Here is a 21,477-nt window from a genome sequence, read left to right on the forward strand (position 1 = left end):
CTTCACCAGGAGAGCATCTTGACCACTACCCAAAGCACTGCGCAGAGCACCATGCACAGCACTGAGCGGAGCACTGCGCACAGCCCCCCATCCACACCTGACGGCCTGCATCCCGCCGTCGCGCTCTCACTCGCGAAGTGGCATGCAATGGTCGAGCGCCGCGATCTCGATGGCCTTGGCGCCATCACGCACCCGGACGTCGTATTCCGCTCGCCGATGGCGTTCACGCCGTACCACTCGGCGCCTGCACTGGAAATGGCGCTGTCGACCGTCCTCCAGGTGTTCGAGGACTTCACCTACCACCGTCAGCTTGCCTCGGATGACGGCCTGAATGTCGTTCTGGAGTTCAGCGCGCGGGTTGGCGACAAGAATCTGAAGGGGATCGATTTCATCCGTTTCGACGAGAACGGCAAGATCGTCGACTTCGAGGTGATGGTACGGCCGCTGAGCGGCCTGCAGGCTTTAGGCGCGGAGATGGGGGCGCGAATCGGCCAGCCGTTGTCGGCCTACAAGGCCCACGCTTAAGGCCCCGGGACGGTTTGCCCCGCTCATAGCACGAGACCCGGCAGCTTTGCGGCGAACTCCGCGCCCAGCGCACCCGCTTGCTTGAGCGAGGCGTCGAACCGCCCCTGTTCAAGATGCTCCGCAATGGCAAGCAGGGTGCCGAGCACGCCTTCATGTTCGAGGATGGCCTGCTGGATGACGGCATCAATCGACATGTCGGCAAAAAACACTTCCGCCGTGACCCCGCAAGGAACGTAAGCCAGCGAAAGCAGGCCGCAGAGCCACGCGGTCTCCTGGAAGCCGCCGTCTTCCGGCGCGAGTTCAGCGGCAGCCCGCTCCATGAAGTTGGCCCGTTGCTCGACGAGCTGCGCGAGCGGGTTGCGACCGAACTGCAGATCTGCCGGATTGCCATACAGCAGCAGGCAGCACCACAACATCAGGGTTTTGCTGCCGACGGCGGCGACCGCCTGTCCGATCGACGTGATGGGGGTGTGGCGCAAGTGCCGCTGGCTGGCGTTGTTGGCGAGCCGCAGCAGTTGAATGACGAGGGCCGGCGCGTGCTTGAGCGCCTCCTCGAGCGGCCCGTTGCCCGCGTCTTCGCGCAGCAGTTCCAGTACCCGGAAGACTGCCGCGAAGCGGGACGGCGTTCGGCTGGTTGTGAGCAGTTGCGGCCTGGCGAAGTAGAAGCCCTGGAACAGGTCGCATCCCGCGAGCATCGCCGCAGCATGGTCGGTGCGATCTTCGACCTTTTGCGCGAGCACCCGCTTGCCGTGCTGCCGGAAATCCTCGACCAGCAGGCCGCGCTCATCTGCGGCAATGCCCGGCCAGTCGAGCTTGACGATGTCGACATGCGGCAGGAAGCGCTCGATATGCGATGTAATGGAACGGACGTGGTCGAGCGCGATGCGAAAACCGGCAAGGCGCAATTCGTCGCAGCGCTCGCCCAGTTCGGCGGTAAGCGCTGTGCCTTCAAGAATCTCAAGGACGAAACGCGCCGGAGGCAGAACATCGACGCTGCCGAAATGCAGGAAGTCGCCGGTGCAGTTAATGAAGCCGTCGCTATGGCCAAGCACGTGCTCGATGCCGAACACGCCCACGGTTCGTTCGACGACCGCCGCGGTGGCTGCGTAATCGTCCTGAACATGGGCTGTATCCTTGCCGGTTTCCCGGAACAGCAGTTCCTGCGCGACGGTGATGCCGTGCCGATCGAGTATCGGCTGACGGGCAACGAACACTTCAGCTTTCATATGGCGGTTTCATAGCGACGCTTATGCCGACCGGCAATCTCAGGCAACCCAGATTCAGGGGGCGGCCAGACGCGCTGGCCCAATGGCCCACTGTTCTTCTGTCCTTTTGGCACCGGTCCCATGTGGATGACAGCGATTCTATGCGAAAAGAGGCTATGCCTGCGTTACGGCTTCGCAGTTCGCGCGCCGGGCGCGGCCGCACGGGCCGTCACGGCTGCGCCGGGCGGGATCCGCCTGCAAAAAGGATTTTCAGAATGCGTAATGCATATATTTCAATGCTTACAGGACGACTGGGGAGGGCGGCGGTCGCTTTGTCTTTCGCGGCTCGGGAGCGGGGCGGGGCGATTATCGATCAGCCGAACGTATAGCCAGGTTTTCATCTTATAATTCAGTTATCCTTATCATATCAACCAATAGTCAAATTTCTATCCGCATTTGAACAGAGTGAGTTGGATAAGCCGGTTGTTCCGGCTAACACTTCGCAAAATCGACAAGCCGCAAAGATGCGGGGTGCATGGTCGATCTTGAGACGGTGAATTCACGCCGCATTGCACCATCCCTATGAACGCTGCAAAGCGCCATCTCTTGAATAATTTGGAGTCCTCGCTCTATTGCCCCGCTGCCGCTTTCCAGTGCTAAATACGCCAACTTTGCACCGGAGACTGTCATATGTCGAAATCAAAAGGTTCTCGCATCGTCGCATGGGCCGTGGCTGCGGTGCTAAGCAATGCGCCACTCGCTGCTTTACTGACGCTTGCTCCGGCGTCGGTGGCGCCGGCCGTCGCCGCCGCCTCACCGGCCAGTACCGATGACTACGCGAGCACCCGCTATCCCATCATCCTCGTGCACGGCCTGACCGGCACTGCGAAATATCTTGGCGTGCTCGACTACTGGTACGGCATCCAGTCGGACCTCGAGCAGCACGGCGCGACCGTCTATGTCGCGGACCTCTCCGGTTTTCAGAGCGACACCGGGCCCAATGGCCGTGGCGAACAGTTGCTCGCCTACGTGAAGCAGGTTCTGGCCGCGACCGGCGCAACGAAAGTCAACCTGATCGGCCATAGCCAGGGCGGCCTGACCTCGCGTTATGTCGCCGCGGTTGCGCCGCAACTCGTGGCTTCCGTGACAACGATCGGCACGCCGCATCTCGGCACCCAGTTTGCCGATTTCGTTCAAGAGTCCTTGCAAAAAGACCCGACCGGTTTGTCGACGCCCATCCTCGCGTCGTTCGCCAATCTGTTCGGTATTGTGACCAGCGATACCCACAACACCAACCAGAACGCCCTTGCGGCGCTAGGCGCGCTGACTACGGCGGGCGCCGCGTCCTTCAACGCGAGTTATCCGAGTGCCGGCCTCGGCGCGCCCGGTTCCTGCCAGACCGGCGCTGCAACCGAAACCGTCAACGGCAATACTCATCTGCTGTACTCATGGGCCGGCAGCGCAATCCAGCCGACCTCCGTGCTCGGCATCCAGGGCGCCGTCGATACGAGCGTCGGCCCGCTCGACCCGGCGGACGTTCTCGACCCGTCAACGCTGCTGCTGTACGGCAGCGGGACCATCATGGTGAACCGCCAGTCCGGGCCGAACGACGGTCTGGTATCGGTCTGCAGCGCACTCTATGGCAAGGTGCTCAGTACAACATATAAATGGAACCACCTTGACGAAATCAACCAGTTGCTCGGCATTCTCGGCGAGAATGCGGCCGACCCGGTGGCAGTCATTCGCACTCAGGCAAACCGGTTGAAGACCCAGGGCGTCTAGGCGATGTCACGCAGCGAAGGGCGCGGCGGCGCGCGCCGGACATGGCTTGCTGTTGCCCTGATCGGCGCGGTGTCGATCGGCGCCACGATCTGGCTCAATGCCGCACCGTCGCGAGCCGGCCGGGCTGCCGCGCTGCAACACACCGATGCTGCGGCTACATCGTTACACGGCGCCAATGCTCAATTCGCTGGCGCGCCCGGAGCAAACGCGCTCCCCGCGTCGCTGGATGGATCGTCTGCGCCGCGCCTGCCGCTCGAAGCAGGCGGACGTCTCGCGCACACGCGGGCGGTGCGCGACTTCTTCGATTACTTCCTGAGCGCGCAGAGCGAGATGTCGGCGAGCGCACTGGATGCGCTGGTGCGCCGGCAGATCGCGGCGCAGCTCGATGGCACGGCGGCCAACGAGGAAGCGCTGGGCGTATGGCAACGTTACACCGCATACCTCAGCGCGCTGGGCCAGTTGCCGCAGCCGGCCGGCATACCGGGCAGCATACCGGGTACCAGGCCGGATTTCGACGCGCTGCAACTGGCGCTCGACCAGCGCGACGCGTTGGGCACACGCATCATGGGCGACTGGAGCAAGCCGTTTTTCGGCGACCAGTTGCAGCGCCAACGAAGCGATCTGGCGCGCTTGCGCATCACGTCGGACCCCACGCTCACCGATGCGGAAAAAGCCGCCCGCCTTGCAAGCCTGGATGCCGCGTTGCCGGCGCAGGAGCGCGCGGCGCGCGAACGGGCCCGGCAACAGCAGGCGTCGGTCGAGGCGATTGCCCAGTTGCAGAAGCAGGGCGCGTCGCTTGACGCAATGCGGGCGCAGATTGCGCAGACGCTCGGCCCCGAAGCGGCCGAACGGGTTGTGCAGATGCAAAAAAGCGACGACGCGTGGCAGGCAAAATACGCCGACTATGCGTCGCAGCGTGCGCAGATCGACAAGCTTGGCTTGTCCCCGCAGGAGCATGATGCGCAGGTTGCACAATTGCGCCGGCAGTTTTTCAGCAACCCCAGCGATGCGATGCGGGCCGCGTCGCTCGATCAGGGCGCAGGCAACTGAGTGACCGAACCGGGTCACTTAACTGAGTCACTTAACTGAGTCACTTAACTGAGTCAGTGATCTCGCGCTCGCCGTCCCGATGCAATGCGAGATCCGGGTGGCGCCAACATGGCCGCAAGCTGACAGCGCGATTATTAATTCATTTATCCGCGCGTGATTTCCATCGTCTCCCGCAATAATCTCCGCTTAAAATCACTAGTTAAATTTTTTTTAATCAAGCGGCCACGCGGGCGTTTGGACCCGCTTCTTATTCTTCCAGGTATTCGCGGCAGAGCGCGATTTCAAAAAGTGTGTTTTCCTACCGGTCTTGGACCGCCTGTGCGAATCCAGCACGAGTGAGACGGGCAGGCGGGCCGGGCAGCAAGGTGCACGAGATCGTGCATGATGTTCTGCGCCTTGCGCTCCAGAACCCATTCCCGCGCGAACCATGGTTTCGATGAACTCCCCCTTTTTGACCCGACCGAAAGAGCGGCAATATCGCTGGACCACGATGACCACCCGGTCATTGTTTATCTACACGGTCACCTTCCTGTTTTCGATGCTGCTGTTGCTGGTCTTTGTCGAGTCCGCGGTGACCCGGCAGATGGAGCACGAAGTCGACATTGTCATGGAATGGCAACTGATGTATTTCGACTCGACGCCGGACGATGTGCTTGGCGACACCATCGAGAGCCGCCTCGAAACCGCGCACCTGCACGTTAGCTACTTCGGTTTGTTTACGCCCGATGGCCGGCACGTTGCGGGCGATGTGACGTCGCTCCCCTCACAGTTGACTGCCGACAAGCGCGGACTGACGCTGCCGCCGAAGCTGCTGCTCTCGGCAAGCCATCCGCCGCCGGCGATGCGCGCGATGGCCGAGCGGCGCAGGAACGGCGACATATTGCTGGTCAGCCGCGACGTCACCAACATTTCCCATATTCGCCGGGCAATCATCAACGCATTCGTGATGGGCGGCCTATTTTGCCTCGTTGCCGGCATCGCCCTGGGGCTCGCCATGAGCGCGCGGCAGATGGGACGTCTGAGCGCGATCCGCCGCGTCACGCTGCAAATCGCGCAAGGCGACCTGAATCAGCGCCTGCCGACAGGGGGACACGACGAAATCGACATGTTGTCGCATCTCGTCAATCACATGCTCGATGAGGTCGAGCGCCTGATCTCCGAAGTGAAGGGAGCGTGCGACGGCATCGCGCACGATCTTCGCACGCCGCTCGCGCATGTCGTGGCGTTGCTCGGCAGCATGGCGCAGCGGGCGGACACCCTCAACGACGGTTCAATGTCCGAGCTGGTTGCGCACGCGCAATCCGAGACGCACCGGCTACTCGAACGGTTCCGCGCAATCCTGCGTATCGCTGAGATAGGCGCGCTGAAGCGGCGCGAGGGCTTTGGCGAGGTGCAACTGGCGGCACTGGTGCAGGAAGTCGGCGAGCTATACGAACCGCTGGCCGAAAGCCGTTCGATTCAGTTCGTCGCGGACGTGGAGCCGGTGCCGAACATAGAGGGGGACCGCAGTCTGCTATTCGAAGCACTCAGCAATCTGCTCGACAACGCGATCAAGTTCACGCCGGAGGGCGGCACCGTCAGGATAGCGCTCAGGATGTTGCCGGCGGGCCCTCAGGTCAGCATTGCCGATACCGGCCCGGGGATTCCGCCCGCCGAGCGCGAGGCGGTACTGCAGCGCCTCTACCGCGGCGAGAGGACCCGTCATATCGCCGGCTCCGGCATTGGCTTGAGCATCGTCTCGGCCGTGCTGCGCGTACACGACTTCACCTTGAGGATGGCGAGTGCCGAACCGGGTGTGCGCGTCATTATCGATTGCTGGTCGCGCAGGCTGGGTTAAGTCGAATACGAAAATTCACTCTTGTCCTTTTCGATAGCTATCAGCGCTCAAGTCTGAGGATTCGCTGTGCCTGAAGGGTTTCCAGCGGGGTTTCCAGCGGGGTTTCCATCGGGTTCGCCACGGACGCACGCGCCAGCGTGCCGGTCCAGCGCGCCGGCGTGGCAGAGATACAGAAGTGTTTGTCCGGACGCCGCCAGGCAGGACAAATAGACTCCGGTCACAGTTTTTCATGTTCTCTATGACCCCGCAGTTCAGCCGCCTGGGCGCGACCGCCGATCCTTCGCAAGACGGACGCAAGCATGCAGGCCGGGAACTGACTTTTCAGGTGACCGAATGCCATGTGGATAGTCAATATCGCATTACGGAGGCCGCTGACATTTATTGTCGCTGCCATCCTTATTCTGGTGGCAACACCATTCGTGCTACTGCGTATGCCTACGGATATCTTTCCGGAAATCGACATACCGGTTGTCAGCATTATCTGGAGTTACAACGGACTCGATGCGACCGATATGGCGCAGCGGATCGTCACAGTCAGCGAGCGTAGTCTCACGACGACAGTGAACGATATCGACCATATCGAATCGTCATCTCTTGCGGGCGTGGGGGTCATCAAGCTCTACCTGCGTCCCGATGCCAGCGTGCCGATGGCCGTAGCCCAGGCGGTGGCGAACGTGCAGCAGACGCTGCGCGTTCTGCCGCCCGGCATCACTGCGCCGCTCGTCATCAAGTACTCGGCATCGAGCGTGCCGATCATCCAGCTCGGTTTGTCCAGCGACACGCTGTCCGAGCAGCAGTTGAACGACCTCGGGATGAACTTTCTGCGTCCCCAGCTCGTGACGATTCCCGGCACGGCCATCCCGTATCCATACGGGGGGAAAGCGCGCGTCATTGCAGTCGACCTCGATACGCCGGCATTGCTGGCAAAGAACATGACGCCGGCTGACGTCGTGAACGCTGTCACCGCGCAGAACCTGATCTTGCCCTCGGGAACGGCCAAGCTCGGCTCCACGGAGTACCAGGTGGACGTGAACGGCGCGCCCGAGGCTATCTCCGAGCTCAATTCCATTCCGGTCAGCACGAAAAACGGCTCGACCACGTACCTCAGCGAAGTCGCCCACGTGCGTGATGGATTCTCGCCGCAAACCAATGTGGTACGGCAGGACGGCCGGCGCGGCGTGCTGCAGCCCGTGCTGAAGAACGGCGGCGCATCGACGCTGCAGATCGTAAGCGACCTGAAGAAAATGCTGCCGTTGGCAGAAGCCTCCTTGCCGAAGGAACTGCGCATTACGCCGCTCTTCGACCAGTCGGTGTTCGTGAAGAGCGCGATTACCGGCGTGATCCGCGAAGCCGTGATCGCAGCGGCGCTGACGGCGGCCATGATCCTGATGTTCCTCGGAAGCTGGCGCAGCACGGTGATTATCGCGGTGTCGATTCCGCTGTCGATCCTGTCGTCGATCATCATGCTCAGCATCTGTGGGCAGACCATCAACCTGATGACGCTAGGTGGCCTCGCGCTGGCGGTGGGCATTCTCGTCGACGATGCCACCGTGACGATCGAAAATATCGAACGTCACCTGCATCTCGGCACACCGCTCGAAGAGGCCATCCTGACGGGGGCCGGCGAGATCGCGGTACCGGCGCTGGTTTCGACACTGTGTATCTGTATCGTTTTCGTGCCGATGTTTTTCCTCAGCGGCGTGGCGAAGTTCCTCTTCGTGCCGCTCGCCGAGGCCGTGGTGTTCGCGATGATTGCGTCTTACATCCTGTCGCGGACGCTGGTGCCGACGCTGGTCAAGTATCTGATGGCCAACGCGTCGCACCATGCCGCCAATCCCACGCCGAACCTGTTTCACCGCTTGCAGGGCCGCTTCGAAGCCGGTTTCGAGCGCCTGCGCACCGGCTACGTCGCTGTGCTTCAGGCCGTGCTGGCGCGCCGTTCCATGTTTGTGACGATCTTCCTTGGCCTGTGCATCGCCTCTTGCGGACTGTTCCTGACCTTGGGACGCGATTTCTTTCCGAGCGTCGACTCGGGGCAGATCCGCCTGCACATGCGTGGACCCACGGGCATGCGGATCGAGGAGACGGCCAAGCTTGCTGACGAAGTTGAGGGGACGATCCGCCAGGTGATTCCCCCCAGCGATCTCGACACGATACTGGACAACATCGGCCTGCCGGTTAGCGGTATCAATCTGGCCTACAGCAACGGCGGCACGATCGGCAACTCGGATGCGGAGATCCTGATCGCGCTGAAGGAAGGCAAGCACGGCAACACGCGCGACTACGTTCGTACCTTGCGGGCCGAGCTGGCGAAGAAGTATCCCGGCGCCGAGTTCTTCTTCCAGCCGGCTGACATGGTGACGCAGATTCTCAACTTCGGCTCGCCCGCGGCCATCGACGTGCAGTTTTCCGGCAACGACCCGGTGAAGTTGCGCAGTATCGCGAACGACCTGTCGTATCAGATGCACAAGATCCCGGGTGCAGTGGACGTACACGTCTACCAGCTCGATAACAACCCCGGTCTCGGACTGCATATGGACCGCACCCAGATCCAGCAGGTCGGCCTGAGCGCGACCGACGTCGCAGAGAACATGCTCGATTCACTGAGCGGGAGCTTCCAGACTTCGCCCTCATTCTGGCTGAGCAAGAACGGGGTGGTCTACAACGTTGCCGTCCAATCGCCGCAATATCGCATCAACACGCTCGACGATCTGCTGCGCACGCCGGTGGCGCACGCCGGGTCGGGGTATCCGACCCAGTTGCTCGCCAATCTGGTGCAGGTCAAGCCCGAGATCCAGCCTGCTGTGGTGACGCATTACAACATCACGCCGACTATCGATATTTATGCGGACGTCGACGGGCGGGATCTCGGCTCGGTGAGCGGCCAGATCCAGAAACTGATCAAGCAGGTTCAGCCCACCTTGCCACGCGGCGCACGCGTGACGCTGCGCGGCCAGGTCCAGACCATGAACTCGTCGTTCCTCGCGCTCGGCGTGGGCCTGGTGATGGCGATCCTGCTCGTCTATCTGCTGATTGTCGTCAACTTCCAGACCTGGGTGGACGCCTTCATCATCATCACCGCGCTTCCCGCCGCATTGGCCGGCATCGCCTGGATGCTGTTCTTCACGGAGACCACCTTGAGCGTTCCCGCGTTGATGGGCGCCATCATGACCATGGGGGTGGCGACAGCCAACAGCATTCTGCTCGTCTCGTTTGCCCGTGAGCGCATGGCGGCAGGGTGCGATGCACTGACCGCGGCATACGAAGCGGGCGCCACGCGGATTCGTCCGGTCCTGATGACCGCGCTTGCCATGATCATCGGGATGATTCCGATGGCCCTCGGTATGGGTGACGGCGGCGAGCAGAACGCTCCGTTAGGGCGGGCGGTGATCGGCGGTCTGATGTTCGCCACGTTCTCGACCTTGCTTTTCGTTCCTTCCGTTTTCGCGCTCCTGCACAGGAAGCGTCCCCAACACACTGCCGAAGCTCCGGCACTTGGAGAATGACCATGTCCAGTACCCGTGATCCCGTTGTACCGGCGTCCAGTCGCGATGCCGCGTCGGATAAACCTGATTCGACTGCTGTAAAACGCGCTTCGAAAATCGCAGTGATGGTGGCCGTTGCATTCGCGCTGTTAGGCGCGAGAACGATCTGGGATCGTTCGGCACACGCCAACGCGTTGGAGAAAACGGCTGTCGAGAGCTCGAAACAATACGTGACTGCGGTCATGCCGAAAGCCGGACCGGATGACCAGGCGGTCACGCTGCCCGGCACGCTGATGGGCGAAACGGAGTCGCCGATCTATGCCCAAAGCACGGGTTATATCGCGCATTGGTACAAGGACATTGGCGATACGGTCAAGCAAGGGGATCTGCTGGCGAGCGTCGATACGCCTGAAGTGGACCGCGAGCTGAGCGCGGCGCAAGCGGCGCGTGAGCAGGTCAAGGCACGGCTCGATCTCGCGAGCATTTCGGCCAAACGCTGGGAAACCTTGCGTTCGCACGACGCGGTATCCCAGCAGGAACTCGACGAACGGCAGAGCGCGCTGACCCAGGCGCAGGCCGATCTCGATGCGGCAAACGCGAATGTCGGGCGGCTCCAGGAGCTCGAACACTTCAAAAGCATTGTTGCGCCGTTTGCCGGCGTGATTACGCGGCGCAACATCGACGTGGGGGCGTTGGTCGATTCAGACGCGCAAGGGCCGGGCAAGGAACTGTTCATGCTTGCCAAGACCGACGTTCTGAAAACTTATGTGTACGTGCCCGAGGCTTACTCGCAGCGAATCAAAACGGGCGATCGCGTGCGCGTCACGCTTGCCGAACTGCCGGGCAAGACCTTCTACGGGACCGTCGCGCGCACCGCCGATGCGATCGATACGGTCACGCGCTCCATGCAGATCGAAGTCGACCTGCCCAACCCGGACGGCGTGCTGAAGCCCGGCGCCTACGCTGACGTGCAACTGAATCTGCCATCGTCCGGCGCCGTCGTGATCCCCGCCAATACCTTGCTGTTCCGCGCAGAGGGACTGCGTGTGGCAGTGATCGGCGCCGACGGCACGGTTCATCTGAAAGCGGTGACGGTGGGAGAAGACTACGGCACCACGCTGCAGATTACCCAGGGCGTGAATGCCACCGACCGTCTGGTGCTCAATCCTCCTGATTCGCTCGAGGATGGCCAGCATGTCTCGGTCCGCTAAGGAGGCCTTATGAAACAGTCTGTCAAACACGCGGTGTCACTGGCATTGGTCAGTGCCTGCATGGGCTGCGCCGTCGGCCCCGACTATGTCAAACCTGTCGTGGCTACCCCGGCAGCGTGGCATCCGGAGGCGCCGTGGCAGGCCGCCCAGCCTCAGGACGGCACGCTCCGGGGCGACTGGTGGACCCTCTACGGCGATCCCGCGCTAAACGGCCTGGAGCAGAAGGCGGCTGCCGCCAATCCGACGCTGAAGGCCGCTCTCGAACACTACACGCAGAGCGAGGCCGAGCTTGGCGAGGTCAAATCCGCCGAGATGCCGTCTGTCGGCCTGGGGGCCGCGGCATCGCGCAGCCGGATTTCGGCAAACCGCCCGCTGCAGGACTATGCCACGCCCAATACCTCGACCGTTCAGAACGATATCCAGGTTGGCGTTCAGGCGAGCTATGAGCTCGATCTGTTTGGCCGGGTACGGCGCGAAGTGGAGGCATCCAAAGCCGACAGCGAGCAGTCCAGGGCGGACTATCAGAACATGGAGCTGGTGATAGCGGCAGAGGTCGCCACCACCTATTTCGAGGTCCGCGAACTGGACGAAGAAACGGCGGTGGTCGAGTCGACGGTGAAGTACGAGCAGGAAGCGCTCAAATTCGTCACCAGCCGGTATCACGATGGAGACGCGTCGGGTCTTGACCTGTCGCAGCAACAGGCGGAGCTCGACGCGACGACGACCCAGCGGGAACTGCTCGCCGAACAGAGGGCACGCGCGGAGCATGCGCTTGCAACGTTGACGGGCACGCCCGCGCCGGAGTTCCAGCTGGCAGTGGGCTCGATGCCAACGAGCATTCCAGCCATTCCCGCCGGCATTCCTTCCGAACTGCTGCAGCGGCGTCCCGACATCGCCGCGGCGGAGCGCGCAGTGGCGGCGGCCAATGCCAGGATCGGCGTTGCACGCAGCGCCTACTACCCGAACATCGTGCTGAGCCCGTCCATCGCATTTGAGTCCGTTGCCGGCGGCTCGCTGTTCACCGCGTCGAGCCTGCTGTGGTCGCTCGGAGGCTCGGCCTTCGAGAACGTGTTTGAAGGCGGCAAGATCGTCGCCATGAACCGCTTTGCAGAAGCGGGATATCGCGCATCGGTGGACGACTATTCGGCCACCGTCCTGAAGGCGTTTCAGGAGGTTCAGGATGGCATGTCGAGCATGAGCTACCTGGGCAAGGCGGCTGACGAATCGGCCGCGGCGACCGGCAGTGCCGATCATGTGCTGTCTATCGCCACGGAGCGCTATAAGGACGGCCTGGCCAACTATCTCGACGTGATCGATGCGCAACAGGCGTTGCTGACCCAGCGACGCCTGAACACCACCATCCGCGGCGAACAGCTCGCTCAGAGCGTGTATCTCATCAAGGCTTTGGGGGGAGGGTGGAGTGCGCCTGAGGCGAAGACGCAAGATGCGTCGCAAGGCACCGGCCACAACCCTGCGTCGTAAGTCAACCTGCAGCCAGCACCCAGGAGAGAATCCTGGGTGCTGGCTAAAACCAGCGCGATGCGGGTGGCGTGAGCCCCGGACGTTGCCAGGCTCAATCCGGTACCACGAGCGCTTCTTCTGCGTCTCGCAGCGTTTCATCGGGACGGAAGTCGCTCGGTGCTATCCCGAGTTCCCTGCGAAACATGTCGCTGAAGCTGCTTGGCCGGTAGCCGAGCGAGCGTGCCACCGAATTGACGGGCTGCCCGCCGGCGAGCTTCGAAACCGCAATAGCCAGTTGAACCTGGCGCCGCCACTCGGCAAACCCGACCCCTAGCGCCCGGGTGAACAGACGCGAAAGAGTGCGCACGCTCGCGCCGACCGACGCGGCGTGCTGCTCGAAGCTGATGCCGACCGACGGGTTCTCGATTACCGCCCGGCACAGTACATCCAGGCGGCGGTCCGTCTGATCGGGCAAGGGAATTCGCAGCGAATAGCGCGCCGCGTGTCCCAGCTCCATGGCGGCGAAATGATAGGCCGTTTTCAGGTACTCTTCGTCGCGCTCACGTTCGCGTTCTGCGATGGTGGTGATGAGCTCTCTCAGCAGGCCGTTAATCTCGAACACCTCGGACTGCTTGCTCAGATGCTTGACGTTTTTTCCGTGCAGATAGATGTTGCGCATCTTGACCGCGCTCATCATGTGAATCGAGTGCACCGTTCCCGGCGGCAACCATACCGCGCGCTGCGGCGGGACAACCAGTGCCTCCCGTCCAACCTCGACCCACATGACACCGGCGACCGCATAGAGTACCTGTGCCCAGGTGTGGGCATGCGGGTCGATCCGCAGCCCTTGAGGGTAGTGCTGCGCGAGGGAGTGACCTCGCCCAGGTTCGTCGTGCAGGTCGGGGGGCGTGGCTTGCGGCATGGTCGGTCGTCTCGTCAGGCGGGAGCGAAATGTTCGGCAGCGACTTGAGGCTCGTCTGCCTTGCGGAAGTGTTCAACGGCGATTTCGATAAAGGCCTTGACCTTGAGCGAAAGGAACTTGCGGTTTGAATAAACAATGCGGAATTCGCGATCCGCGAGACGGTATTGCGGCATCAGCCGTATCAGCCGGCCCGCCCGAATGTCGTCGTCAACGAGGTAAGCCGACAGGGTGGCGATTCCCATTCCGGCAAGCACGCCTTCCCGGACCATCCCAACGTTGTTGGTGATAAGCGCGGCCTTGGGGTGGACGGCAATCTCGGTGCCGTCCGCATCCTGAAACGTCACTTCCTCACTGCTGTGTTCGGTGCGAAACGCGATATAGGGGTGCTGTGCCAGATCGGCCGGATGAGACGGTGCGCCATGCTTCTCGATATAAGCGGGGGCCGCACACGTGTAGAAGTCGGTCGAGGTCAGATGACGCGACACGAGACTCTGCCCTGTGACACGCCGTGCCGGGAGAATGCCCAGATCGAACTCTTCCTCGATCAGGTCGACCGAGCGGTCGGCAAGCACAAGATCGATCACGATGTCCGGGTAGGCGCGCTGGTAGGCCGCGAGCACGGGCGACAGCTTGCGTATCGCAAAGAGCGCGGGGGCGACGAGGCGCAGTTTCCCGGTCGTGGAAACCGAATTGGCGGACAGCATCAGATAGGTTTCGTCGAGTTCGCCGAGGATTTGCCGGCACCGGTCCAGATAGATCCGGCCTGCTTCGGTCAGCGACATCTTGCGTGTGGTTCGCTGAAGCAACCGGGTTCCCAGGTGTTCCTCGAGTTCGGCGAGTGCCCGGCTGATGCGAGGCACCGCTATATCGAGCGACTCTGAGGCGCGCACAAAGCTGTTGAGCTCCGCGACCTTGGTAAACATCCGCATCGAATTCACGATGTCCACGGCATTTCTCCTGATGTTTGGCGACTGGTTATGCACCGCTACTGTCAGGTAGAACCTTAACCAATCATTTCCCAGTTGAATGGTCAATGGCTTTCGAATATCGGACAGCCTGCACCGCTGGCCGCGCGGACGCCACCGGCGACAGACGTTGACCGAAATTCGAAATCAGTTGTCGTGCCTGTCTTCTCCCAGGAAATAGCATGGGAGTGAGTTTGAACGCGCAACGAATTGCGCGTTTCCGGTCAAAGTTCCGGCGCCGGTGTTGCATTTTAGGCAATGGTGTTTTGAGAAACCGCAGTTCGTGCCGCGTGATGATTCCCTCTAACATTGCACCGGCGCGGCATGCGCTGTTAGCTAAAAGGAGTTTCATGAACCTCGCTTCGATCCGCAAAGACGCCTTTGCGATGCCCGTTCACAACCCAGCTTATCCCCGCCCGCCGTACCGTTTCATCAATCGGGAATATTTCATCATTTCCTATGAGACCGATTTCGACGCGCTGCGCGCCATCGTGCCGGAGCCGCTGATTCCTGAAAACAATCTCGTGCATTACGAGTTCATCCGCATGCCGGACTCGTCGGGATTCGGCGACTACACCGAAAGCGGCCAGGTCATCTCGGTGCGCGACCAGCAAGGGCGCCTCAGCAACTACACGCATTCCATGTATCTCGATGACGAAGGCCCGATCGCCGGCGGCCGCGAGATCTGGGGTTTTCCGAAAAAGCTGGCGAAGCCCACCCTAGGCGTCGACGGCAACGACACGCTGCTCGGCACGCTCGACTACGGCACCCAGCGCATTGCCACCGGCACGATGGGCTTCAAGCATGTGCCGCTCGACATCGAAGCCGAACGCAGGAAGCTCGCGGACACCCCCAACTACCTGTTGAAAGTCATCCCGCACGTGGACGGCTCGGCCCGCGTGTGCGAGCTGGTGCGTTTCTTCCTGCGCGACGTCAGCGTGCTCGGCGCATGGTCGGGTCCGGCCGCGCTCGAACTGCATCCGCATGCGCTCGCGCCGGTCGCCGATCTGCCGGTGAAGCGCGTAGTGGGCGCGCGGCATGTGATCGCCAATCTCACGCTGGATATCGGCGAGGTTGCGCTCGACTATCTCGCCGCTGAAGAGACGGACTCAAGCGAAAACGTGAAGCTCGCAGTCAATCTGTAACGATCCCTCAACCCGAAGGCAAGGAAAACAACATGTCGTTGAATCATAAAGTCGCGCTCGTCACCGGTGCAGCAAGCGGTATTGGCGAGCAGTGTGCACGCAAGCTCGCGAGCCTCGGCGCCGCTGTGGTCATCGCCGATCTGAATCTCGAGAACGCGCAGAAGGTAGCCAGCAGCATCGTCGCAGCGGGCGGCAAAGCGATCGCGGTCGCCATGGATGTCACGAACGAAGAAGCGGTCAATAGCGGCATCGAACGCGCGGTGCAGGAACTGGGCAGCCTCGATGTGCTGGTCTCGAATGCGGGCATCCAGATCGTCGCTCCCATTGAGGATTACGCGTTCTCCGACTGGAAGAAGATGCTGGCGATCCACCTGGACGGCGCCTTCCTCACCACCAAAGCCGCGATCAAACATATGTACGCAGGCGGCAAGGGCGGCTCGATTGTCTATATGGGCTCGGTGCACTCGCATGAGGCATCGAAGCTGAAGTCGGCCTATGTGACGGCCAAGCATGGCCTGCTTGGCCTCGCCCGTGTGGTCGCGAAGGAAGGCGGACCGCGTGGCGTGCGCGCGAACGTCGTGTGCCCGGGCTTTGTGCGCACCCCGCTCGTCGACAAGCAGATTCCTGAGCAGGCCAGGGCACTTGGCATCTCCGAGGACGAGGTTGTCAGGAATGTGATGCTCAAGGAAACCGTCGACGGTGAATTCACCACCGTTGAAGACGTCGCCAATACGGTGGCGTTTCTCGCCGGCTTCGAATCGTCTGCGCTGACCGGGCAGTCGGTGATCGTCAGCCACGGCTGGGCTATGCAATAAGGAGGCGCGCATGCGCAGCAGCACAACAAGAACTAACGGGCAGCCGGATGCGTTTGTGCTGCCGCGCTACGACGAAATTGCCCTGGTGCTTCAGGGCGGCGGTGCGCTCGGCTCTTATCAGGCCGGCGTCTATGAAGGCCTCGCCGAGGCCGGCGTGCAACCGAACTGGATCGCCGGGGTGTCGATCGGCGCGCTGAACACCGCGATCATTGCCGGCAACGCGCCGGAGCAACGCGTGGAAGCGTTGCGCGGCTTCTGGAATTCGATCTGCCATCCGCTCGACTGGCTCGGCGGCCTGGGCGCGTGGACCTTGCCCGCACTCGGCTTGCCGGATCTCGCGCGCAAGTGGGGCAGTATGTGGGCGGCCGGGCGCGCGCTGACCGAGGGCCAGCCGGGCTTTTTCTCGCCGCGCGTGCCGTTGCCGCTGGCAGGTTTCGGCAAGCAGAACCCCAACGTGGTCAGTTACTACGACACGGCCGAGCTGAAGGAAACGCTGCTGAAGTTTGCCGACTTCGACCGTATCAACGACGGCGACACGCGCGTTTCAGTAGGCGCGGTCAACGTGCGCACCGGCAACCTGGTGTATTTCGACAACACGAAAATGCGTCTGCAACCCGAGCATTTCATGGCGTCGGGCGCGCTGCCGCCGGGCTTCCCGGCCGTCGAGATCGACGGCGAGTACTACTGGGACGGCGGTCTCGTGTCCAACACACCGCTCACCGAAGTGCTGCGCGACGCCGACCACAAGGACGCGCTGGTGTTTCAGGTGGACCTGTGGAGCGCAAGAGGCAATGCGCCGGGTGATTTCGCCGACGTCTCAGAACGGGCCAAAGACATCCAGTACTCTAGCCGCACGCGGGCCATCACCAGCATGCTCGCGGATCGCCAGAAACACGCACGCTTTATCAAGGAGCTGCTGGCGCACGTTCCGGCCGATCTGCTTCGGACCGATCCGCTATTCCGTCTCGCCGAAGAGGCGGCCGACGGCAGCGCGATCAATGTCGTGCATCTGATCTACAAGAACAAACCGTATGAAGGGCACTACAAGGACTACGAGTTCAGCGTCGACACCATGCGGGAGCACTGGGAAAGCGGTCTCGAGGACATCCGCGATTCGTTTGCCCACCGGGAATGGTTCGACGTGCCGACCCGCGAGCAGGGTTTCGTGACGCATGACGTGCATCGCCGGCTCGGTTCCGTGCCGCAGTCCGACCGCGAGATGCCTGAATTGCCTCTCGAAGTGGAGCGAAAAGCCGCTGCCTGAATAGCCACCCGAGTTGCCACCTGAGATCGCGCATAGCCCAACCGGAGATATCATAGTCATAGTGGATGCCGCAGTTCCACACTAGGAATCGTTTCTCGATCTGATGGAATCCGCCATGAACAAAGAATCTTCGGGCAAGCCCAGTGACCTGGTTTCAGGTGGCAGCCGCTATCACCAGATATATCCCACGCTGGACGAGCGGCAACTGGCGATCCTGGATCGATACGGCGAGCGGCGCAAGCTCAAGGCCAACGACATCCTCTATTCGGAAGGCGAGCGGCACATCGCGATGTACGCGATTCTCTCCGGAACCATCGAGTCGACCCGCGGCTCCGTCGACGGTCCGATATTGCTGGGTACGCACGGCCCCGGCAGTTTCACCGGCGAGGTCGGCACGCTCGCCGGCCGGGCCGCGGCGGCCACCACCCGCGCCGTCTCCGATTGCGAGGTCATCGCCATCGACGAGGAGTCGCTGCGCGCGCTGGTGACGGCTGAGGCGGAGTTGAGCGAGACCATCATGCGCGCCTATATCCTGCGCCGGGTCGCTTTCATCCAGGGCCAGCAGACCGGCGTGATGGTGATCGGCAGTACCAGTTCCGCGCCGACGCTGCGCCTGCGTCACTTCCTCAGCCGCAACGGCCAGCCCTCGGCCTATTTCGACATCGTCGAGCACGCCGAGACCCAGGCACTGCTGGCCCGTTTTGACGCAACGGAAGCCGATATCCCGATCGTGGTCACGTTTCAGGGCACCGTGCTCAAACGGCCCACCAACCGCGCCGTGGCAGACGCGATCGGCCTGAGCCCGGACCGGCTGAACGGCGAGCGCTTCGACCTGGTGGTGGTCGGCGCGGGGCCGGCCGGGCTTGCGGCCGCGGTGTACGCAGCCTCGGAGGGATTGAAGGTGGCCGTGCTCGACGCCAAGGCGCCAGGCGGGCAAGCAGGCACCAGTTCGAAGATCGAAAATTATTTCGGTTTTCCGACCGGCATATCGGGGCAGGCCCTGGCGGGCCGCGGGCTATCCCAATGCCGCAAGTTCGGCGCAGAGGTCGGCGTGCCTATCGAGGCGCTGAAGATCGACTGCACGGATTCCCAGTCGTTTCATCTCGGACTGGATCATAACGAAGGCGTCTACGCGCGGGCTGTCGTCATTGCTACCGGCGCGCGTTACCGCAAGCCTGACCTGGCACGCCTCGAGCATTTCGAAGGCCGCGGCGTCTACTACAGCGCGACCTTCATGGAGGGAGCCTTCTGCAACAGCCACGAGGTGATCGTGGTGGGGGGCGGCAATTCGGCGGGACAGGCTGCGGTATTTCTCGCGAAATTCGCGCGTCATGTCCACGTGGTCGTTCGTGGCGAGGGGCTCAGTGCGAGCATGTCGGCTTATCTGATCCGGCGGATCGACGTAACGGCCAACATCACGCTTCACACAAAGACCAAGCTCGTCGAGTTATGCGGCGAGACGAACCTTGAGGCGATCAGGTGGAGCCGGCAAGGGCAGATCGAAGAAAAGCCCATCCGGCATGTGTTTCTCTTTCTTGGGGCCCAGCCGAGCACCAAATGGCTTGGCGATTGCGTCGCGCTCGACAAGGACGGATTTGTGCTGACCGGCGCCGATACGGGCAGTGCGTGGACGCAGGAGCGGCCGCCGCACGATCTGGAGACGAGCAGGCCCGGCATCTTTTCGGCAGGCGACGTGCGCAGCGGCTCGGTCAAGCGGGTGGCGGCAGCCGTAGGGGAGGGAGCCGCCGCGATTCAGGCCATTCACCAATATCTGGCGAGGCTTGGATGATCGCCGCCGTGTATTGCTCTGCGCCCCGAAAGCATTGAGTAATCAATCCACGGCCGTTATCCTGGAGCCCCCTGTTTTATCGCCGCGCCTCAAGCTTCAGTCTGCCTCGACGTGAGTTCCGTCTGGATGGTACGAAGCAGGTCGGGATCGTCCGCCGTCACGCTCGGCGCGAAGCGCGCCACGACTTCGCCGCTGCGGTTCACGAGAAATTTCTCGAAATTCCACAACACGTCCGGCGCGGCGTTCGGCTCGATCCCATAGCCTTTCAGGCGCTCACGGAACGGCTGATCGCCAGTCGCGGTCGGCTTTGCCTGTGTCAGCGAGCGATACAAGGGATGTTGGCCGGCTCCCACTACCGAGATCTTCGCGAAGAGCGGAAAGGTCACGTCGTACTTGCTGGTACAGAACTCGCGTATCTCTTCGTCCGTGCCGGGCTCCTGCGCCTTGAAGTCGTTCGCGGGAAACGCCAGGATCTCGAGACCTTCCGCAGCCTTCTCGCGGTACAGTTTCTCAAGACCTTCGTACTGGGGCGTCAATCCGCATTTCGATGCCACGTTGACCACCAGCAGAACCTTCCCCTTGAATTCGCCCAGCGTCCGCTCGCGGCCGTCGCTCGACCTCACGGGAATATCGTAAAGACTCTGGCTCATTGCATATCCTCCCTAAGCCGCCGCGCGCCCGGCCGTGTAGCGATTGGCCGGCACCGGCAGACCAAAGTTGCCGCGGAACGTGTTGTCTTCGTATTCCGTGCGGAACAATCCTCGCGCCTGCAGGATCGGCACCACGCCGTCGACGAATTCGTCGAGACCCGACGGCGTGGCCGAGCCCACGATAAAACCGTCGGCGGCACCGGCCTCGACCCATTCGACGATCTTGTCGGCCACATATTCCGGCGTACCGACAAACGGATTGTCCGGGTAGGCAGCCTCGAGCGCGACCTGCCGCAAGGTCAGGCCCTTCTCGCGCGCAATGGCCTTGATCCGGTCCGTGCCGCCACGGAACGAATTGCTGCCAAGGTCGCCGATGTCCGGGAACGGCTCGTCGAGCGGAAACCTCGAAAAGTCGAAGTGATCGAAGAAACGGCCCAGATGTGCGATCGCGTCGTGAATGTCCCCGAGCTCGCGCAGCCCCTGCAGCCTGGCTTGCGCCTCCGCCTGCGTGCCGCCGAGGATCGGCCCGATACCGGGCAGGATATGCAGGGTCTCGGCATTGCGCCCGGAGCGCGTCGCACGCTGCTTGAGGTCCTGATAGAACGCCCGTGAAGCCTCGAGATCGAGCAGCGTGGCGAAGATCGCGTCGGACTGGCTGGCGGCGAAATCGCGGCCGACCTCCGAGTTTCCGGCCTGGAAGATCACCGGGTGTCCCTGGCGCGAGCGGGCGATATTGAGCGGCCCTTGAACGCTGAAATACTTGCCCTTGTGATGGAGGGTGTGCAGCTTCGCCGGATCAAAGAACTGGCCGGTGGCCTTGTTTGCCACGAAGGCATCGTCTTCCCACGAGTCCCACAGGCCGCGCACCACGTCGACATATTCGCTGGCGATCCGGTAGCGCTCGTCGTGCTCCGGATGCGGCTTGCCGAAATTGAGGCCCGACCCCTCGAGCGGTGAAGTCACGATGTTCCAGCCCGCGCGACCCTTGCTGAGATGGTCGAGCGAGGCCAGTTGGCGCGCAATTGTGAACGGTTCGCTATAGGAGGTCGAAATCGTCCCGACGAGGCCGATACGTTCGGTGACAGCTGCCAGCGCCGACAGGACCGTGATCGGCTCGAAACGGTTCAGAAAGTGGGGCAGCGATTTCTCGTTGATGAACAGCCCGTCGGCGACGAACACGAGGTCCAGTTTGCCGGCCTCGGCCTTTTGCGCCTGATGCTTGTAGTAATCGATATTGACGCTCGCGTCGGGACGCGCATCAGGATGACGCCAGGCGGAGGTGCCTCCACCCACACCATGCAGGATCGCCCCCAGTTTTATCTGCTTGGCAAGACTCATTGAATGTCCCTGTTTTTTGACAAACATATCGGT

General features: G+C 62.1%; 16 protein-coding genes. 11 read left to right on the top strand and 5 right to left on the bottom strand.

All coding sequences use genetic code 11. The features are described from left to right. Positions 1-51 precede the first annotated feature (51 nt). Complete coding sequence (locus FFS45_RS14335) at positions 52-525, top strand: nuclear transport factor 2 family protein (protein WP_137955345.1); 474 nt, start codon at positions 52-54, stop codon at positions 523-525. 23 nt (positions 526-548) lie between these two features. Here the strand turns inward: FFS45_RS14335 and FFS45_RS14340 are convergent, their stop codons facing one another. Further along, the gene (locus FFS45_RS14340) at positions 549-1,751 is read right to left on the bottom strand and encodes an EAL domain-containing protein (RefSeq protein WP_137955304.1); all 1,203 of its coding nucleotides are present in this window, start codon (positions 1,749-1,751) and stop codon (positions 549-551) included. 669 nt (positions 1,752-2,420) lie between these two features. On the opposite strand from FFS45_RS14340, the gene FFS45_RS14345 reads away from it, so the two are divergent. The 6 genes from FFS45_RS14345 to FFS45_RS14370 all read left to right on the top strand — a co-directional run bounded on the left by FFS45_RS14345 (position 2,421) and on the right by FFS45_RS14370 (position 12,577). Continuing rightward, positions 2,421-3,512, top strand: a complete 1,092-nt coding sequence (locus FFS45_RS14345; protein ID WP_137955305.1) for a triacylglycerol lipase — start codon at positions 2,421-2,423, stop codon at positions 3,510-3,512. Positions 3,513-3,515: 3 nt separating this feature from the next. Then, entirely contained in the window at positions 3,516-4,562 is a 1,047-nt protein-coding gene (locus tag FFS45_RS14350; protein WP_137955306.1) for a lipase secretion chaperone, read from the top strand. Between the two features lie 436 nt (positions 4,563-4,998). Beyond that, positions 4,999-6,399: a HAMP domain-containing sensor histidine kinase gene (locus FFS45_RS14355; protein ID WP_137955307.1), complete on the top strand. Its 1,401-nt coding sequence runs from the start codon at positions 4,999-5,001 to the stop codon at positions 6,397-6,399. A 338-nt stretch (positions 6,400-6,737) separates the two neighbouring features. Next, a complete protein-coding gene (locus FFS45_RS14360) occupies positions 6,738-9,905 on the top strand; it encodes an efflux RND transporter permease subunit (protein WP_137955308.1) in 3,168 nt (1,055 codons plus the stop codon). A gap of 2 nt (positions 9,906-9,907) precedes the next feature. After that, positions 9,908-11,095, top strand: coding sequence for an efflux RND transporter periplasmic adaptor subunit (locus FFS45_RS14365; RefSeq protein ID WP_137955309.1), 1,188 nt, complete (start codon positions 9,908-9,910; stop codon positions 11,093-11,095). 9 nt (positions 11,096-11,104) lie between these two features. Next, positions 11,105-12,577 (top strand): efflux transporter outer membrane subunit, encoded by a 1,473-nt coding sequence (locus FFS45_RS14370; RefSeq protein ID WP_137955310.1) that lies wholly within the window; start codon positions 11,105-11,107, stop codon positions 12,575-12,577. A gap of 91 nt (positions 12,578-12,668) precedes the next feature. Here the strand turns inward: FFS45_RS14370 and FFS45_RS14375 are convergent, their stop codons facing one another. Together FFS45_RS14375 and FFS45_RS14380 are read right to left on the bottom strand one after the other, a co-directional pair. Continuing rightward, a complete protein-coding gene (locus FFS45_RS14375) occupies positions 12,669-13,478 on the bottom strand; it encodes a helix-turn-helix transcriptional regulator (protein ID WP_137955311.1) in 810 nt (269 codons plus the stop codon). A 14-nt stretch (positions 13,479-13,492) separates the two neighbouring features. Further along, a complete protein-coding gene (locus FFS45_RS14380; protein ID WP_137955312.1) occupies positions 13,493-14,425 on the bottom strand; it encodes a LysR family transcriptional regulator in 933 nt (310 codons plus the stop codon). Positions 14,426-14,793: 368 nt separating this feature from the next. Here FFS45_RS14380 and FFS45_RS14385 point away from each other — a divergent pair, with 368 nt between their 5' ends. The 4 genes from FFS45_RS14385 (at position 14,794) to FFS45_RS14400 (ending at position 19,456) form a co-directional block, all read left to right on the top strand. Beyond that, positions 14,794-15,588 (top strand): acetoacetate decarboxylase, encoded by a 795-nt coding sequence (locus tag FFS45_RS14385; RefSeq protein WP_137955313.1) that lies wholly within the window; start codon positions 14,794-14,796, stop codon positions 15,586-15,588. A 32-nt stretch (positions 15,589-15,620) separates the two neighbouring features. Further along, complete coding sequence (locus FFS45_RS14390; RefSeq protein ID WP_137955314.1) at positions 15,621-16,403, top strand: 3-hydroxybutyrate dehydrogenase; 783 nt, start codon at positions 15,621-15,623, stop codon at positions 16,401-16,403. Between the two features lie 10 nt (positions 16,404-16,413). After that, positions 16,414-17,667 carry a patatin-like phospholipase family protein gene (locus tag FFS45_RS14395; protein ID WP_137955315.1) on the top strand — a complete coding sequence of 418 codons (1,254 nt, stop codon included), beginning with the start codon at positions 16,414-16,416 and terminating at the stop codon, positions 17,665-17,667. 115 nt (positions 17,668-17,782) lie between these two features. Further along, the gene (locus FFS45_RS14400) at positions 17,783-19,456 is read left to right on the top strand and encodes an FAD-dependent oxidoreductase (RefSeq protein ID WP_137955316.1); all 1,674 of its coding nucleotides are present in this window, start codon (positions 17,783-17,785) and stop codon (positions 19,454-19,456) included. An 89-nt stretch (positions 19,457-19,545) separates the two neighbouring features. Here the strand turns inward: FFS45_RS14400 and FFS45_RS14405 are convergent, their stop codons facing one another. Both FFS45_RS14405 and FFS45_RS14410 read right to left on the bottom strand, forming a co-directional pair. After that, the gene (locus FFS45_RS14405; RefSeq protein ID WP_137955317.1) at positions 19,546-20,106 is read right to left on the bottom strand and encodes a glutathione peroxidase; all 561 of its coding nucleotides are present in this window, start codon (positions 20,104-20,106) and stop codon (positions 19,546-19,548) included. A gap of 12 nt (positions 20,107-20,118) precedes the next feature. Then, on the bottom strand, positions 20,119-21,444 hold the full coding sequence (locus tag FFS45_RS14410) for an LLM class flavin-dependent oxidoreductase (RefSeq protein WP_137955318.1): 1,326 nt from the start codon (positions 21,442-21,444) through the stop codon (positions 20,119-20,121). Positions 21,445-21,477: the final 33 nt, after the last annotated feature.

Origin of the sequence: Burkholderia sp. 4M9327F10 (genome assembly GCF_005503145.1) — a bacterium.
Classification (GTDB): domain Bacteria; phylum Pseudomonadota; class Gammaproteobacteria; order Burkholderiales; family Burkholderiaceae; genus Paraburkholderia.